This is a genomic window from Brevibacterium sanguinis (assembly GCF_039528855.1).
Classification (GTDB): domain Bacteria; phylum Actinomycetota; class Actinomycetes; order Actinomycetales; family Brevibacteriaceae; genus Brevibacterium; species Brevibacterium sanguinis.
The window spans coordinates 44,452-59,468 of the sequence record NZ_BAAAMB010000006.1 but is presented as its reverse complement, the minus strand read 5'-3'; the positions used below and the strand labels follow the sequence as shown (position 1 = coordinate 59,468).

Here is a 15,017-nt window from a genome sequence, read left to right as displayed (position 1 = left end):
GGCCGCCAATGTACCTCCGCCGAGGCGGGCCTCAGGTGCGGTGCCCGGCTCCTCGACCTAGTCGATGCCGGCGACGAGGAGGGCGATGAGGACGACGTTGAGGACGATGATGAGGCTCGCGGCGGCGAGCGCGGCGACCGTGATCGCCCGCCCGTTGGCGAACTCGCCCATGACCGTGCGCATCCTCGTCAGCCGCACGAGCGGGACCATCGCGAAGGGGATCCCGAGGCTGAGGACGACCTGGCTGAGCACGAGCGCCCACGTCGGGTCGACGCCGATCGCGAGGACGGCGAGGGCCGGGAGCATCGTCACCGCCCGCTGCCACACGATCGGCACGTCGATGCGCAGGAGACCCTGCATGATCGAGGCCCCCGCATAGGATCCGACCGCTGAGGAGGCGAGCCCGGAGGCGAGCAGGCCGATGCCGAAGAGGAGGCCGACGACCTCGCCGAGGTTGGCCGTGACGACCGCATGCGCCCCTTCGATCGTGTCGGTGCCCGACTCCCCGCGCAGCGCCGCCGCGGCGAGCAGGAGCATCGCGATGTTGACGGAGCCGGCGACGACGAGGGAGAGCGCGACATCCCACCGGTTCGCCCGCAGCAGTCGCGGAATCTCCGCCCGCGGCACCATCCCGTGCCGGTCGACGGCGAGGGCGGAGTGGAGGTAGATCGCGTGCGGCATCACCGTGGCCCCGAGCATCGAGGCGGCGAGCACGAGCGAGTTCGTGCCCTCGAGCTGCGGGACGAGGCCTCCGGCGGCCTGCCCCCAGTCGACGTCGCCGACGACGAGTCCGGCGAGGAAGCCGATCGCGATGATCGCGAGGAAGCCGATGATGACGAACTCGAAGGGACGCTGCCCGCGTGTCGACTGGATGGAGAGGAGGACGAGGGAGACGACGCCGACGATGACCCCGCCGAGGAGGAGGGGCACGTCGAAGAGGATCTTCAGGGCGATGGCACCGCCGACCACCTCGGCGAGATCGGTGGCGACCGCGACGATCTCCGCCTGCCCCCAGTACGCGAGCCGTGACCTCCGGCCGAGGCGATCGCCGAGGAGGGCCGGCAGCGACCGCCCGGAGACGAGTCCGAGCTTCGCGGACAGGTACTGGACGAGGACGGCGATGAGGTTCGCGGCGACGAGCACCCAGACGAGGAGGTAGCCGTACTGCGCGCCGGCCGTGAGGTTGGCCGCGACATTGCCGGGATCGACATAGGCGACGGCGGCGACGAAGGCAGGACCGAGGAGGAGCACGAGCGACGAGCGGGGCCGCGCCCGTGGGGTCGTGGGGCTCGCAGTGTGAGCCGACGGAGAGGTCCTGCGCATAAAGTTAAGGTACATTAACTTTCATCGGCCGGCAACACGGACGGTCGGCAGCATCGTCACCGAGCATTCACCTCGGCGCCTTGGCACCCGCGCACAGGCGGCGTATCGTGGAGCCATGTCCAGTGAACGTGTTCACTCAAATTCTCCGCGCGCCGCGGAATCCCCGCGCTCACTCCAGCGCCGACGGACCGAGGACCGGATCGTCACGGCCGCCGCCGAGCTCTTCCTCGCCGCGGGATACCGGGCGACGACCATCCGCAGGGTCGCCGAGGCTGCCGGGGTGTCCGTGGGCCGGGTGATGGCGGTCGGGGACAAGGACGCTCTCCTCATCGCGTGCTACGACCGGTGGATCGGGCAGCTCCAGGACGGCACCTCGGAGGTCCCGGCGACGATCGCGCGCACGGGCACCGCCTCGGCGGTGCAGGACCATCTGCTCGGGATCTTCCTGCCGTTCCTCGAGTTCTTCGCCGCCCATGAGGACCTCTCCCGGGACTATGCGGCCGCGCTCATCCGCATCCACGGTCGACCGCAGGTCTTCGACGGCCTCGCCCGGGATCTGCAGGCGGCCCTGCGGGACAACCTCGTGTCGATCGGGATCAGTGAGGACAATGCTCGGGCGAGCGCCGCGGCCCTCTACGACTCCTACATGGGCGTGATCTTCCGCTGGGCGGCCAGCGACATGAGCGCCGCCGACGCGGTCACAGCGCTGTCGGACATCATCGCCTTCCACACCCGCTTCCGGAGGACGCCGTGACGCTGCTGCCCGATCCGTGGTGGCCGGTCGCGGTCATCGCCGTCATCGTGGCCGGCGATGCGGCGATGACGTTCCGCCCGCCGGCGTTCATCGCCGCCTGCCTCGACGGGGTGGGCCTGCCGCGGGACTGGTGGTGGGTGCTCGCCGTCGTCAAGGTCACCGCCGTCGCCGGTCTCATCGCCGGTTTCTGGATTCCCGGGGTCGGACTCGCCGCGATGGCCGGGCTCGTCGTCTACTTCCTCACCGCAGCAGGCGCCCACCTCCGAGCCGGTTACACGGGCCGGGACTTCTGGCTCAACTGCCTGGGCATGCTCGCCCTCACCGTCCTCGTCCTCATCGGGTGCTTCCTCGTGTGAGCTCGCCGCCCGCGGAACTGTCGTGACGACCGTGAACCGATTGCAACATTGCGGTGCTTCGGATCGCACGACGACTCGGCTAGGCTCGAAGTGACGGCCGCCACGCCAGACGAAGGAGTGTGGAAATGCCCGAATTCGCCGACAGCAGCCGCGCTCGCGCCGAATCCCCGGCCGAACGCCATTCCCGGTGGACCTGGATCCACGAGACCGCCGCCATGACCGGGTGGAACTTCACCGCCCTCGAGGGCCGCCTCGTCGCCGACGATCCCCCGTGGGACTTCGACACGATGTGCCTCGAGGCCTGGGACGACGCGAGCACCGTCCTCGACATGGGCACGGGAGGCGGCGAGCGCCTCATCGCCCTCGTCAAACGCTTCCGCGGCCGCCACCCCGGGACCGCGCCCGACCTCTCGATCGTCGCCACCGAGGGCTGGGCGCCGAACGTGCCGGTGGCCGCCGCCGCGCTCGAGCCCTTCGGGATCGAGGTCAGCGACTACGACAGCGGCGACGGCGAGCCGCTGCCGTGGCCCGATGCCTCCTTCGACGTCGTGATGAACCGGCACGAGAGCTATGACATCGCCGAGGTGGCCCGTGTCCTCTCCCCCGGCGGACTCTTCCTCACCCAGCAGGTCGACGGCACCGAGGCGATCGAGTTCCGCAACTGGTTCGGCGGGGAGCCCGAGCATCCGGAGATCCAGCTCGAACCGTGCGTCGACGCCGTCGAGGAGCAGGGGCTGCGCGTCGAGGCGGCCCGCCGCTGGCAGGGGACGATGCGCTTCACCGATGTCGAGGCCGTCATCGAGTACCTCGCGTACGTGCCGTGGGACGTGCCCGACTTCGTCGTCGGCGACCACCTCGGCGGTCTGGAGCGCCTCGCCGCCGAGCGCCGCCCGATCGAGGTGACGCAGAAGCGCTTCCTCATCGCCGCGATCAAGGAGTGAGGATATCCCGACCCCACCCATTGGGAAGCCGTCTGGGCCCCGGGATCGCGGTTCCGTAGCGTCGGGGACATGACCTCGCCGAACTTCTCGTTTCCGCAGCCCACCGATGACGAATTGGCCGCGCAGATGCCGGCCGCACCCTCCGCCCTCCGCACGTCGTCTGCCCCAGTGCCCGGCCCTGTCAACCCAGTGCCCGGCCCTGTCGACCCAGTGCCCGGGTCCGCCCCGGTGGGTGCGCCGTCGCCGCGGCTCGGGAAGTGGGCGCTCGGACTCACCGTCGGCGCTGCGGCACTCTCCCTCATCGCCTCGATGATCCTCGGGGCCACCGCGGGGCCCGCCGAAGCCGCGAACGGACGCTACTTCTCCGACGCACCGGCGTGGCTGACGGTGCTCGGCACGACCCTCTTCGCCCTCCAGGGCCTGTGCACGCTGGCCGGGCTCAGCGGCCTCGTCATGGGAATCATCGCGACCGCCGCCGACCGCGGCCGCACGCAGGGCATCATCGCCACGGCCGTCGCGATCTTCGCCCCCGTCATCTCCTTCGCGCTCTTCCTCATCCTCAGCTTCGCCCTCCTGTGAGCCGGCGGGCGGACGTCCGCCTGAAGAATTCTCCTTGACAGTTCTCCGCTGCCCGTGCACGATTGAACAAATCGATTTGGCCGCAGCAGTGAACAGGCCACTCGTGCGCCTCGGCGCTGGACGCGATGGGCTTCGACGACGAAGCCACGAGCGAAGGAGAACTGATTCGATGTCCGCCGACACCACTGCCTCAGAGATCCACCCCGTCGACAGGCTGCGCCCGGTGCACAGCCTCCTGCCGTTCGCGATCCAGCATGTGCTCGTCATGGTCGCCACACCGATCTCCTCGGTGTTCCTCATCGCCTCAGCGCTGTCGCTGCCGGCGGGGACCACCTCGGCGATCCTCTCCGCGGTCTTCGTCTTCTCCGGACTCGGCTCGATCCTCCAGTCCGTGGGCGTCTGGAAGATCGGGGTGCGCCTGCCCTTCGTCATGCTTCCCGGCGGGGCCGCGACGATCCTCTTCATCACCATCAGCCAGGACACCGACCCCTCCACCGCCGTCGGCGCCGTCCTCATCACCGGCGTCTTCTACATCGTCGCCGTGACGCTCTTCGTCAAACTCCTCAAATTCTTCCCTCCGCTGGTCATCGGGATCATGGTCGTCGTCATCGGCATCAACCTCATCCAGGTCACCGGCGGACTCATGGTCGGCGAACCCGGCAGCGACTCGTTCGGCGACCCGCGCAACCTCTTCCTCGGCTTCATCACGATCCTCATCACCGTGCTCGCCTTCCGCTTCCTCCGCGGCATGGCCGGCCGGCTCTCGATCGCCATCGGCCTCGTCGGCGGGACCGTCGTCGGCGGGTTCATGGGAATGACGACGTTCGGGAGCCAGCTCGACGGTCCTGTCGTCGCCGTGCCCACGCTCTTCCCCTTCGGTCCTCCGACCTTCGACCTCATCGCGGCGATCCCCATGCTCCTGTGGGCGCTGGCCTCGATGGCCGAGGCCACCGGACAGACGATCATCAACGGCGAGATCGTCGAGAAGAAGGTCGAGCCGAGCCGCGACGTCCCCCGCCTCATCCGCGCCGATGGCCTCGTCACACTCGCCGGCGGCCTCTTCGGCACTCCGACGATGGTCACCAGCGGCGAGAACGTCGGCATCGTCCGCGCCTCCGGGGTCCGCAGCCGCTACGTCACCGCGTTCGCCGGCATCCTCCTCATCCTCATCGGCCTCAGCCCGCTCGCCCGCATCCTCAACGGGATCCCGCCGGCCGTCGTCGGCGGCACCGCCGTCGTCGTCTTCGCGATCATCGCGGTGCTCGGCATCCAGATGCTCGCCCGGGTCGACTTCACTCAGACCGGCAGCCTCATCACCGCGACCGTCGGTCTCGCCGCGGGACTGCTGCCCGTCCTCATCCCCGGCATGTACTCCCAGTTCCCGCCGAACGTCGCCTCACTGCTCGGCAGCGGCGTGGCGATGGCCGCCTTCGTCTCCGTCCTCCTCAATCTCCTCTTCCATCACACGGGCAAGCGCAATCGCCATCCCAAGGCGCGCACCCCCATTGACGACCCGAGCGCGCTCGAACAGCGACCGGGCGACTATCGGATCTGATTCCTGCGCCGAGGCGGCTGACCGGCCTTCATGCCCCGCCGGCGCTCATCCCGCCGGCCGTCGAGGCCCGCGGGATGAGGGTCGGTGCCGGCGGCTCCGCCGTGGCAGGCTCGCTCGCCTCCTCGGGTTCGGCGTCGAGGACGGACAGCAGCGACTCCACGGCACTCTGAGCGACGGCATCGAGTCCGAGATGCACCGCAGTGAGGGGCGGCGTGCTCGTGCGTGCCCGCAGACCGTCATAGCGCGTGGCGATGAGCAGGTCGCTGCCGACCCGGCGTCCCGCCTCGGCGGCCGCCCGCACCGCTCCGGCGGCGAATGTGTCGATGGGCACGAGCAGGGCATCGATGCGCGGATGGTCGGCCAGCACCTCGGCGGCGGCCCGGGCTCCGCCGTCCTCGCCGTCGGCCTCATCCGCCTCGGCGATGATCGGGGTGAAGCCGTGGGCGGCCGCCGCGGAGAGATAGACGTCGCGGGCGGCGACCTGCGCCCCGCGATCGCTCGTGCCGACGATGAGCGCAGGCGCCTGCGCCCCTTGGGCGATGAGGTGATCGATGAGCAGCGTCGCGGTCTGCGTGTGATGCAGATCGACCGAGGCGCGTGCCTGGGGGCTGTCGACCGCTTCCGGTCCGTCGATCGTGACGAAGGGGATGCCGCGAGCGGTCAGCGCCGCGGCGATCGGATCGTCGGCCTCCGGTTCGAGGAGGATCGCTCCGTCGATGTCGAGCCGGTCGACGGGGCTGTCGCCGTCCGCCGGTGGGGCGAGCACGAAGACATAGCCGCTGAGCAGGGCCGTGCGGGCGCAGCTCATCGCGAGTTCGGTGAAGAAGCCGAGCTGGGAGGGCCCAGCCGACACGGCTGCGGGCATCGACGAGAGGAGGGCCACCGCGCGAGACCGGCCTTTGCGCAGGCCCTGGGCGCGCACGCTCGGACGGTAGTCGAGGGCCTCTGCGACGGCCCGGACCCGCTCGCGGGTCTGCGGGTTGACCTTCCCGAGGCCGTTGAGCGCATGGGAGACGGTCGTCCGGGAGACGCCGGCCTCACGGGCCACATCGGCGATCGTGGCGCGGGGCCGCCGGGTGGGTGCTGACATGGGTTCAGCGTACTGGACGGGGTCGCGCAGCCCGGAGCGGATGGTCCCGGCCGAGCGCCGTCGGCTCTCACGCCTGGATGATGACGATGGCACCGGAGATGATCGCGAAGCCGAGGACCATGTAGCGCAGCACCGGGCCGTCGAGGCGATGGTGGACGTAGCGGCTGATGAACGAGCCGATGGCGAGGAAGGGCAGCATGATGAGCGTCGTCTGCAGCGTGGCGCCCGTGACCTGACCGCTGATGGCGAGGACGACGAGGGAGATGACCTCGCCGACGAGGAAGCACACAGCCACCGTCGACCGCAGCTCCGGACCGGGACTGTGCTGGTAGGCCAGAGCATACGGCGGTCCGCCGACGCCGGTCGAGGTCTCGGTGACCCCGGTGACGAGGCCGACGGAGGCCAGCACCGTGCGGTTGGGGGTGAACTTCGGAGCGAGGAGGGCGATGACGGCGGCGACGAGGGTCGACCAGCCGATGAGCAGCGAGAGCTGCTGGAGGTTGACGATGAGGAGGATCCACAATCCCGCGAAGGTCCCGGCGAAGCGCCCCACGCTGATCCACTTGACGCCGTGCCAGTCGATGGCGCTGCGCTCGCGCGCGGCGACGTAGAGATTCAAGGGGATCATGAGGACGAGGAGCATGACGGGGATGAGGCTCGGGTCGATGAAGCTGACGACCGGGGCGACGATCATCGCGAACCCCATGCCCGTCGAGCCCTGCACGAACGCCGAGACGAGGACGGTGCCCGCGATGATGCCGAGGGCGAGGAGCGTCACTGTGCGACCTCGACAGGGTGCGCGGTGGCCCGCGCCGCGTCGGCGGCATGCTCTCTCACCCACGCAGCGCGATGGTCGGCCGAGAGCGGGTCGACGCGGGTGATCGGCGAGGTCTCGACGACCCGCTGGGCGATCTCCCGCACCCGTCCGAGCAGAGCACGTCCGTCCCAGTCGACCGGCCATCCGCGCTCGAGGCGCAGACGACCGCCGACGATGACAGCCTCGATCTGGTCGCGATTGCCCAGGCGCACGAGCTCCCACGGCAGGTCCCACGAGGGCGCGAACTCCGGCGTCTCGAGGTCGACGACGAGGAGGTCCGCGTAGGCCCCCGGGGTGATCTCGCCGACTCGCCCGGCGAGGCCCACGGCGTCGGCTCCCCCGCGCAGGCCCAGCTCGAGCCAGGTCCACCCGCCGCCGGTCGATGAATCTCCCGCGGCGAGGCCGGCGGTCAGGCGCTGGGCTGTCTCGGCGGCGTCGAGGAGGCGGAAGGCATCGGAGCGGGTGCCGTCCGTGCCGAGCCCCAGCCGGGCCCCGAGTTCGTGGAGGAGGAGGGCGGGCGCCACGGCATTGCCCTTCCACGAGCTCGCCACCGGGTTGTAGGCGATCGCCGCGCCGGTGTCGGCGAGCAGGCGGATCTCTCGCGGAGTCAGGAGCGTCGCATGGGCGGCGAGGAGCTGCGGACCGAGCACGCCGAGGCGCGCGAGACGTTCCAGCGGTCGCTCGCCACCGGCGACGAGGGAGCGCTCGACTGCCGCCAGGTGCTCGTTGAGGTGGGTCTGGAGGACGGCGCCGGCCTCACCGGCGAGCCCCGCCAAGGCGATGAGCGCCTCATCGGAGGCGACCTCGGGGATCGAGACCGCCAGGGACGGGTGGACGAGCTCTATCGACTCCCAGCGACTCAGATGGTGGGCAGCCGCTGCCGTCACCTCGGGCACGGACGCGGTGCGCACCCCGCCGCCGAGGTCGTTGCCGATGAGTCCCAGCACGCAGCGCATCCCGACCTCGACGGTCGCCTCGGCGATCGCTCCGACGTCGGCGGCGGCCCGGGTTCCGGCGTCGACGACCGTGGTGAAGCCGCCGCGCAGGGACTCCCATGCGGCCAACCGGGTGGCGACGTCGAGGGCCTCGGCATCCATCTGCCCCTCCATCGGCACCCACACGCGGGAGAAGATCTCCGAGGGTTCGCCGAAGACGAGGGATTTGCCGAAGGACTGCGAGAGGTGATGGTGTGCATCGACGAAGCCGGGCATGAGGAGGCGGCCGGGAAGCTCGATCCGCCGAGCCGTGCGACCGGCGGCGGTCGCTGCGAGCTCGGCGGTCGGACCGGCCGCGGCGATGAGGCCGTTCTCGATGAGCACGGCGTGATCCCGCTGCGGTCCGGTCGGCAGCAGCAGCTGTTCGGGGACGAGGAGCGTCGCAGTGTCGTCGAGGGTGCGCAGGGGATTCATATCGTCCTTCGGGCTCTGGCGGTCCGACCCGCAGCATCGCGGGATCTCGGGGTGCCGTACGATCGTGGCCAAATCGATTTGGTTCATTCAATTGTAGGCCTCCGAATCGCGTCGGTCAACGGCACTCACCATGACGGTGACAGTGCAATAATCCCTGTCATGGCCTCCCACCCTCTCACCCTCGTCTGGTTCCGCGATGATCTGCGCGTCGCCGACCACGAAGCGCTCACCGCCGCCCGTGAAGCCGGCGACGTCGTGGCGATCTGGATCCGCGAGACCCGGGATGCCGAGGGCCGCGGGCCGCGGCCGCTCGGGGCGGCAGCGCGCTGGTGGGCCCATGAATCCCTCCGGGTCCTCGAGGGGGAACTCGAGTCGCTCGGCATCCCGCTGCTCCTCGCCGCGGGGAATGCCGCCGACATCATTCCCGACGTCGCCGAGGGCCTCGGGTCGACGACGGTGCGCTGGTCACGCCGGTACGCCCCGGCCTCCCGCGCCCTCGACGAGGTCGTCGCCGGGACGCTGAGCGCTCGCGGCATCGCGGCGGAGGGCTCGCGTGGCGCCCTCCTCGTCGAACCGTGGGAGGTCACGCCGTCCTCGGCGAGTGAGCACTACAAGGTCTTCACCCCGTTCTGGAACGCCGCCCGGGAGATCCCCGTCGACCCGCCGCTGCCGGTCATCGAGGCGCAGTCGCCGAGCGCTGCGACCGCCGAGCGTCTCGCCCGCGTCCGGCAGGACAGTCCCCACCTCCTCACCGGCGTCGCCGACCTTCGCCTGCTCGACGCCGTGGCCGGTGATCCGGCCTCCGGCGACCAGGACGGGTTTCCGTGGTGGACGGACACCGTGGCCGCCCACTGGACACCGGGGGTCGTCGCTGCCGCGGAGGCGCTCGACCGCCTCGGCGAGCGCATCGACGGCTACGCCGAGGACCGGGACGTCCCCGGTGATCCTCAGGGGACGTCGGCGCTGTCGCCGCGCCTGCGCTTCGGTGAGGTCTCGCCGCGGCAGCTCCTCACCGCCGTCGCGGACCTCACCGATGTCGGGGCGGCGGATCGGCAGGCGTGGGTGCGGCAGCTGTACTGGCGGGAGTTCGCGTGGCACCTCACCCACCATGTGCCCGACCTCGACTGGCGGCCGATGCGGCCGGAGTTCGCGCACTTCCCCTACGAGGACGATGACGAGGCGCTGCACGCATGGCAGGCGGGCCGGACGGGGATCGCCCTCGTCGACGCGGGGATGCGGCAGCTGTGGGAGACCGGGTGGATGCACAACCGGGTCCGGATGGTCACGGCGAGCCTGCTGACGAAGAACCTGCTGCTGGCCTGGCAGTCCGGGGAACAGTGGTTCTGGGACACCCTCGTCGACGCCGATGAGGCGAACAATCCCGTGTCCTGGCAGTGGGTCGCCGGGTGCGGTGCCGACGCCTCCCCCTTCTTCCGGGTCTTCAATCCCGAACGGCAGCGGATCCGCTTCGACCCCGACGGGGTGTACGTGAGGCGATGGCTCGGTGCGTCGGGGGACGCGGGCGACCCGCTCGTCGACCTCGGCGAGTCCCGTCATGCCGCGCTCGCCGCCTACGATGCGATGAAGAGCGCGACCGCGGAGGACTGAGCCCACTCCCGCCGGGTGCCGGCGATGGTGCCGCGTAAAATGGCAGGCATGACCACGCTGCCGCTCGCTCCTGCCACGACCGTGGACGGACGCCTGGTCTGCCATTACTTCGAGGCCGACCGGTGTCGGTCGTGCGCGCTGCTCGGCACCCCGCACGACGAGCAGATCACGGACAAGGAGGCCTGGTGCCGGGAGGTCCTCGCCGCCCACGCCCCCGCCGCGTGGCTGCCGGCGGCCTCGGGTCCCGACCACGACTTCCGCAACCGGGCGAAGCTCGCCGTCGGAGGGGTCGCGGGTGCGGTGACGCTCGGCATCCTCGACGGGGACTTCCACGGCGTCGACCTGCGCGACTGCGGGATCCAGGTGCCGACGATCCGCGCCGTCATCCCCGTGCTCGCCGATTTCCTCGACGCGACCGGCCTCGACCCCTACGATGTCTCCGCCCGCCGAGGCGAGCTGAAGTTCGTCCACGTCACCGCGGCGCCCTCGGGGGAGCTCATGGTCCGCTTCGTCGTCCGCTCGCAGTTCGGGCTCGAGGTCATCGCCTCCCGGACCGCGACGCTGCGCGCGGCGATCCCGCAGGCGTCCGTCGTCTCCGTCAACCTCCTCCCCGAGCACAAGGCCGCACTTGAGGGCAGCCGCGAGGTCATGCTCGTCGGTGAGTCGCTGTGGATGAACCTCGAGCGCGTCGACCTCCACCTGCGGCCGCAGAGCTTCTTCCAGACGAACACCGGGGTCGCCACCGCGCTCTGCGATCAGGTCGCGGACTGGGTCGACGAGATCGCACCGGCCGCACTGTGGGACCTCTACTGCGGGGTCGGCGGCTTCGCCCTGTGGAGTGCGGCCGGCAGCGACGATGGCAGGCTGGCGCCGAGGCGCATCACCGGCATCGAGATCAGCGACCAGGCGATCGAGTCGGCGAAGCTCAGTGCCGTCGAACTCGGCGTCGACGACATCACGGAGTTCATCGCCGGGGATGCCACCGAGGTCGCGGAGGCCCGCCTCGGTGCCGGGGAGCGCCCGGACGCGATCATCGTCAACCCGCCTCGGCGAGGGATCGGGTCGCGGCTGTCGACCGCGCTCGAGACCTCCGGGGTCGAGCACATCGTCTATTCGAGCTGCAATCCGCTCACCCTGGCGAAGGATCTCGACCGGATGCCGAGCTACGAAGTCACCCGCGCCCGCGTCTTCGACATGTTCCCGCACACGAAGCACCTCGAGGTCGCAGTCCTCCTGCGCCGCCGGGCGGGAGCGGTCTAGCGCGGCGGGGGTCCGAACTCCTCCAGGAGATTCCTCAGTGAGACGATCAGCTGGGGAAGGTCGTCCCGAATCATCCTCCAGACCCGTTCGGAGTCGACAGTCGCATAGCCGTGAGCGATGACGTGTCTGGTGGCGATGATCTCGTTGACCGATGGGATGCGCAGAGCAGTCGGAAGATCGGTCTGGCGAATCCGGTTGAGCGCTTCGCCGAGGATCTCCAACTTGCGTTCTGCGGCCGCTTGGAGAATCCAATCGTCGGAGAACTCACGGCGGGAGGATTTCTCTGCGATTGACTGCGCGAACTCAGCGGCTTCGAGGGCGTCCCACAGATATGCCCCGGTCTCAGGCGGCATAGACTTCGCGCGATGTCGACAGTGCATTTCGGGTGAAGTAGGGATTTCGGAGCGTGCGGACATCCACGAGATCCACTGGTCGACCGACGATTGCCTCCAGCTCTGCGCGCAATGCCAAGTAGGACGAGAACGTCAGGTCTGCGTCCGGCTTGTACTCGACAAGAAAGTCGACGTCGCTGGTCTCAGAATCGAAGTCGTCTCGGAGCACCGAGCCGAATGCGCTCAGACGTGCGACACCGAATTGCTCGCACACACGTGCGATGGCAACTTCGTCGAAAGGCAGGTCACCGCTCACGTCGTCAATTCTCTCACCCCTTGGCACGCGCCGCCAGACAACTCTCATCGGCGGGAGACGCCTTGACCGGACCGACAGTTCAATGGACCCCAGCCACAGCTTGCAGGGTGGTCAGTGCCCGGTGGGCGCGTTAGAGTACCCGCATGTCGATCGCAGTGAACACCCAGGGCGTCGAACAGGCGCGCACCCTCATCCGAGACGGCAAGGTCGATCGCAACGATCGCGGTGACTGGTCGAAGGATCGCCCCAGCGCCGAAGACGAGGACGTCTTCATCTCCGACAACGGGTGGGACGCCTACGCGAAGTGGCACCTCGGCATCGACGAATCGGCTGACCCGCGCACGAAGAAGGCCTACTCGTTCCCGTACGGCGACTTCGTCGTCGTCCACCGGGCCGGTGTCATCGCCGCTGAATCGCGCGCCGGGGAGTACAAGCACGGCGAGATCGAGAAGGCGGCGAAAGAGCTGCTCACCCTCATCGACGACGGCCGGTGACGGCCTGAGATCCCACGGCTGAGTCGCCCCACGCACATCACAGAGTCAGGTCATTCCCACATGTCAGCCACGTTCAACCACACCATCATCGCCGCCACGGACCCGGTCGAGTCCGCACAGTTCTACGTCGACATCCTCGGCGCGGAGCACACCCAGTCGTGGGGCGTCTTCTCCAACATCATGCTCACGGGCGGAGTGATGCTCCAGTTCGCCGCTCCCCCGCCGCCGTCTGAGATCTCGCCCGTGCATATGGCGTTCCTCTGCACCGACGACGAATTCGACCGTGCCATGGCGTTGCTGCGGGAGCGCGGCCTCGAGTTCTGGGCCGATCCGCAGCGGACGCGCCCGCTGGAGACGAACACCGAACACGGCGGTCGCGGCGTTTACTTCCTCGACCCGGCCGGCCACTACCTCGAGCTCATCACGCGGCCCTATCTCTGAGCGGCGCGGCGCGAAGCAGCCTTGGCGGTCTCACCGCACGCGGCGGGCCAGTTTCATGAGCTCCTCGGTGACGGTGATGTGACTGTTGCGCCGGACCGTGAGGTTCCGCCACGTCACCACGGAGACCCCGGCCGCGGCGAGACCGGCGATCGAGACCCCCTTGACCGTCGGTCCCGTCCGGTTCGCCAGCAGCTGGGAGGCGGCGAGCAACGACGACGACGCCATGAGGCCGTCGATGAGCTTGTCAGTGAGCTCCTCGGGGTCGCGCAGGTTGATCTCCAACCGCGTCTCGCCCTTGCGCAGTTGCTGAACGAGGATCTCGATGTCGCGGGGCAGCTCACGGGCCATCCGGGTCCAGCTCGTCGTCGACCGCACGAGCCGCTCGAGCATCTTCTTCGGACTGTTCTCCCTGATCATGTGCTCACGCAGGTACGGCCCGAGGTACTCCTCCATCGTCACGGTGCTGCCGAGCTGGATGCCGAATCCCTCGAGCCGCCCCATGACGCGCACGAGCATCGCCAGGTCGCTCGGGAAGCTCAACTCCTTGTCGTGGAGCAGCTGCATGCACGCGGTCATCGCGGCGTTGAGGTCGATGTCCGTCGACGCCGTGTCCTCGGGCAGGTACTGCGCCATCCACTTGTCGACGGCCATCTCGAGGTCTTTGACGTCCGTCGAGGCGGGGGCGTTGCAGACGATGAGGAGGATGTCGGTGAGGTCGGAGACGTCACGTCCGACGACGGCCGTGAGGAGGCGGATGACGTCGTTGCGCCGTGGGCCGGCGAGGTAGCCGACGTCCCCGTAGTCGAGGAGCACGACGTGCTCGGCATCGGGGATGAGGAAGTTCCCCGGGTGCGGGTCGGCGTGATAGAGGCCGTTGTCGAAGATCATCGTCATCCACGCGTTCGTCACGTGCTTCGTGAGATCGTCGACACTCCACCCGGCGCCCGTGACATCCGCGCTGGTCTTCGTCTGAACGCCCGGCATCTGCTCCATCGTCAGCACCCCTGTCGCGCTGAGCTCCGGGTAGGGCGTGGGCACGAGCAGCCAGTCGAGTTCGTCGAGTTCCCGTGCGAAACGCTGCATCGCCCGGAGCTCGTTGGTCAGGTCCATCGCCTGGCTCATCATCTCGGCGAACTCGTCGACCATCTGCGCCGGGTTGAAGCGCGCGAGCTCCGGGTCCGCGGATTCGACGAACCGCGCGACCTTCTTCATGAGGTCGAGGTCGCCGCGGACCTTCTCCTCGGCACCGGAGTGGAGGACCTTGACGACGGCCGGGGTGCCGTCGGTGAGCACCGCGTGATGCGCCTGCGCCACCGATCCCGAGGCGAAGGGCTCGACGTCGAAGGAGGTGAAGAGCTCGCTCACCGGGGCACCGAGGTCGGCTTCGACCCGCTCCTTCGCCCTGCCCGGCGGATCGGCGGGCACTTCGGCTTGGAGCCCGGACAGCGCCTCGGCGATATCGGCGCCGACGAGGTCGCCGCGCATGCTCAGCGACTGGCCGAGTTTGATCCACGTCGTCCCGAGTTCGGTGAAGGCCGCGGTCAGCCGTGCACCGGGCGCGAGTTTGACGAGGTCGGGATCGGCGAACCGCGTCGCGAGGTTCGTGCTGCCGTCCGCGGCGGCGAGCGTGCGCGCGGATCGTTCGGCGATGCCGTAGCGCGCGAGCACCTCGAGGATCTCCCGAGCGCGTCCGGCGTCGCTGCCGAACATTGTCAGATGTGGGGATTCCATGCCTGCTCCTG

At 69.4% G+C, this 15,017-nt stretch carries 16 protein-coding genes; 9 read left to right on the top strand and 7 right to left on the bottom strand.

Annotation, left to right across the window (positions count from 1 at the left end):
• Positions 1-57: 57 nt before the first annotated feature.
• Positions 58-1,323 (bottom strand): Nramp family divalent metal transporter, encoded by a 1,266-nt coding sequence (locus ABD154_RS07105; RefSeq protein WP_249120941.1) that lies wholly within the window; start codon positions 1,321-1,323, stop codon positions 58-60.
• Positions 1,324-1,438: 115 nt separating this feature from the next.
• Here ABD154_RS07105 and ABD154_RS07100 point away from each other — a divergent pair, with 115 nt between their 5' ends.
• From ABD154_RS07100 to ABD154_RS07080, 5 genes are all read left to right on the top strand, one after another.
• Positions 1,439-2,077, top strand: coding sequence for a TetR/AcrR family transcriptional regulator (locus tag ABD154_RS07100; RefSeq protein WP_211978331.1), 639 nt, complete (start codon positions 1,439-1,441; stop codon positions 2,075-2,077).
• Positions 2,074-2,433: a DoxX family protein gene (locus ABD154_RS07095; RefSeq protein ID WP_211978332.1), complete on the top strand. Its 360-nt coding sequence runs from the start codon at positions 2,074-2,076 to the stop codon at positions 2,431-2,433. Before ABD154_RS07100 ends, ABD154_RS07095 begins: the two co-directional genes overlap by 4 nt.
• 125 nt (positions 2,434-2,558) lie before the next feature.
• Entirely contained in the window at positions 2,559-3,374 is an 816-nt protein-coding gene (locus ABD154_RS07090) for a class I SAM-dependent methyltransferase (RefSeq protein WP_198500331.1), read from the top strand.
• Positions 3,375-3,443: 69 nt separating this feature from the next.
• Positions 3,444-3,953, top strand: coding sequence for a hypothetical protein (locus ABD154_RS07085; RefSeq protein WP_198500330.1), 510 nt, complete (start codon positions 3,444-3,446; stop codon positions 3,951-3,953).
• Positions 3,954-4,122: 169 nt separating this feature from the next.
• Positions 4,123-5,508 carry a uracil-xanthine permease family protein gene (locus ABD154_RS07080; RefSeq protein WP_198500329.1) on the top strand — a complete coding sequence of 462 codons (1,386 nt, stop codon included), beginning with the start codon at positions 4,123-4,125 and terminating at the stop codon, positions 5,506-5,508.
• Positions 5,509-5,536: 28 nt separating this feature from the next.
• On the opposite strand, the gene ABD154_RS07075 is transcribed toward ABD154_RS07080, so the two are convergent.
• The 3 genes from ABD154_RS07075 to ABD154_RS07065 form a co-directional block, all read right to left on the bottom strand.
• Positions 5,537-6,598: a LacI family DNA-binding transcriptional regulator gene (locus tag ABD154_RS07075; RefSeq protein ID WP_198500328.1), complete on the bottom strand. Its 1,062-nt coding sequence runs from the start codon at positions 6,596-6,598 to the stop codon at positions 5,537-5,539.
• A gap of 67 nt (positions 6,599-6,665) precedes the next feature.
• Positions 6,666-7,376 carry a sulfite exporter TauE/SafE family protein gene (locus tag ABD154_RS07070; protein ID WP_198500327.1) on the bottom strand — a complete coding sequence of 237 codons (711 nt, stop codon included), beginning with the start codon at positions 7,374-7,376 and terminating at the stop codon, positions 6,666-6,668.
• Positions 7,373-8,824, bottom strand: coding sequence for an amidohydrolase family protein (locus ABD154_RS07065; protein WP_198500326.1), 1,452 nt, complete (start codon positions 8,822-8,824; stop codon positions 7,373-7,375). Before ABD154_RS07065 ends, ABD154_RS07070 begins: the two co-directional genes overlap by 4 nt.
• A gap of 159 nt (positions 8,825-8,983) precedes the next feature.
• On the opposite strand from ABD154_RS07065, the gene ABD154_RS07060 reads away from it, so the two are divergent.
• Entirely contained in the window at positions 8,984-10,432 is a 1,449-nt protein-coding gene (locus ABD154_RS07060; RefSeq protein ID WP_198500325.1) for a cryptochrome/photolyase family protein, read from the top strand.
• A 48-nt stretch (positions 10,433-10,480) separates the two neighbouring features.
• Positions 10,481-11,692, top strand: a complete 1,212-nt coding sequence (locus tag ABD154_RS07055) for a methyltransferase domain-containing protein (RefSeq protein ID WP_232623807.1) — start codon at positions 10,481-10,483, stop codon at positions 11,690-11,692.
• Here ABD154_RS07055 and ABD154_RS07050 read toward each other — a convergent pair.
• A complete protein-coding gene (locus tag ABD154_RS07050; RefSeq protein ID WP_198500323.1) occupies positions 11,689-12,045 on the bottom strand; it encodes a HepT-like ribonuclease domain-containing protein in 357 nt (118 codons plus the stop codon). The two genes, ABD154_RS07055 and ABD154_RS07050, sit on opposite strands and share 4 nt — an antisense overlap.
• A complete protein-coding gene (locus ABD154_RS07045) occupies positions 12,035-12,340 on the bottom strand; it encodes a nucleotidyltransferase family protein (RefSeq protein ID WP_198500322.1) in 306 nt (101 codons plus the stop codon). The genes ABD154_RS07050 and ABD154_RS07045 overlap by 11 nt, the downstream gene beginning before the upstream one ends.
• 143 nt (positions 12,341-12,483) lie before the next feature.
• Here ABD154_RS07045 and ABD154_RS07040 point away from each other — a divergent pair, with 143 nt between their 5' ends.
• Positions 12,484-12,834 carry a hypothetical protein gene (locus ABD154_RS07040; protein ID WP_198500321.1) on the top strand — a complete coding sequence of 117 codons (351 nt, stop codon included), beginning with the start codon at positions 12,484-12,486 and terminating at the stop codon, positions 12,832-12,834.
• 60 nt (positions 12,835-12,894) lie between these two features.
• Positions 12,895-13,275, top strand: a complete 381-nt coding sequence (locus ABD154_RS07035; protein ID WP_198500320.1) for a VOC family protein — start codon at positions 12,895-12,897, stop codon at positions 13,273-13,275.
• A gap of 30 nt (positions 13,276-13,305) precedes the next feature.
• On the opposite strand, the gene ABD154_RS07030 is transcribed toward ABD154_RS07035, so the two are convergent.
• A complete protein-coding gene (locus tag ABD154_RS07030; protein ID WP_198500319.1) occupies positions 13,306-15,006 on the bottom strand; it encodes an ABC1 kinase family protein in 1,701 nt (566 codons plus the stop codon).
• Positions 15,007-15,017 lie beyond the last annotated feature (11 nt).

Coding starts and splice junctions, on each gene's coding strand:
- ABD154_RS07105 (WP_249120941.1), bottom strand. CDS start 1,323: ATGCGCAGGACCTCTCCGTCGGCTCACACTGCGAGCCCCACGACCCCA.
- ABD154_RS07100 (WP_211978331.1), top strand. CDS start 1,439: ATGTCCAGTGAACGTGTTCACTCAAATTCTCCGCGCGCCGCGGAATCC.
- ABD154_RS07090 (WP_198500331.1), top strand. CDS start 2,559: ATGCCCGAATTCGCCGACAGCAGCCGCGCTCGCGCCGAATCCCCGGCC.
- ABD154_RS07085 (WP_198500330.1), top strand. CDS start 3,444: ATGACCTCGCCGAACTTCTCGTTTCCGCAGCCCACCGATGACGAATTG.
- ABD154_RS07080 (WP_198500329.1), top strand. CDS start 4,123: ATGTCCGCCGACACCACTGCCTCAGAGATCCACCCCGTCGACAGGCTG.
- ABD154_RS07075 (WP_198500328.1), bottom strand. CDS start 6,598: ATGTCAGCACCCACCCGGCGGCCCCGCGCCACGATCGCCGATGTGGCC.
- ABD154_RS07065 (WP_198500326.1), bottom strand. CDS start 8,824: ATGAATCCCCTGCGCACCCTCGACGACACTGCGACGCTCCTCGTCCCC.
- ABD154_RS07060 (WP_198500325.1), top strand. CDS start 8,984: ATGGCCTCCCACCCTCTCACCCTCGTCTGGTTCCGCGATGATCTGCGC.
- ABD154_RS07055 (WP_232623807.1), top strand. CDS start 10,481: ATGACCACGCTGCCGCTCGCTCCTGCCACGACCGTGGACGGACGCCTG.
- ABD154_RS07050 (WP_198500323.1), bottom strand. CDS start 12,045: ATGCCGCCTGAGACCGGGGCATATCTGTGGGACGCCCTCGAAGCCGCT.
- ABD154_RS07040 (WP_198500321.1), top strand. CDS start 12,484: ATGTCGATCGCAGTGAACACCCAGGGCGTCGAACAGGCGCGCACCCTC.
- ABD154_RS07035 (WP_198500320.1), top strand. CDS start 12,895: ATGTCAGCCACGTTCAACCACACCATCATCGCCGCCACGGACCCGGTC.
- ABD154_RS07030 (WP_198500319.1), bottom strand. CDS start 15,006: ATGGAATCCCCACATCTGACAATGTTCGGCAGCGACGCCGGACGCGCT.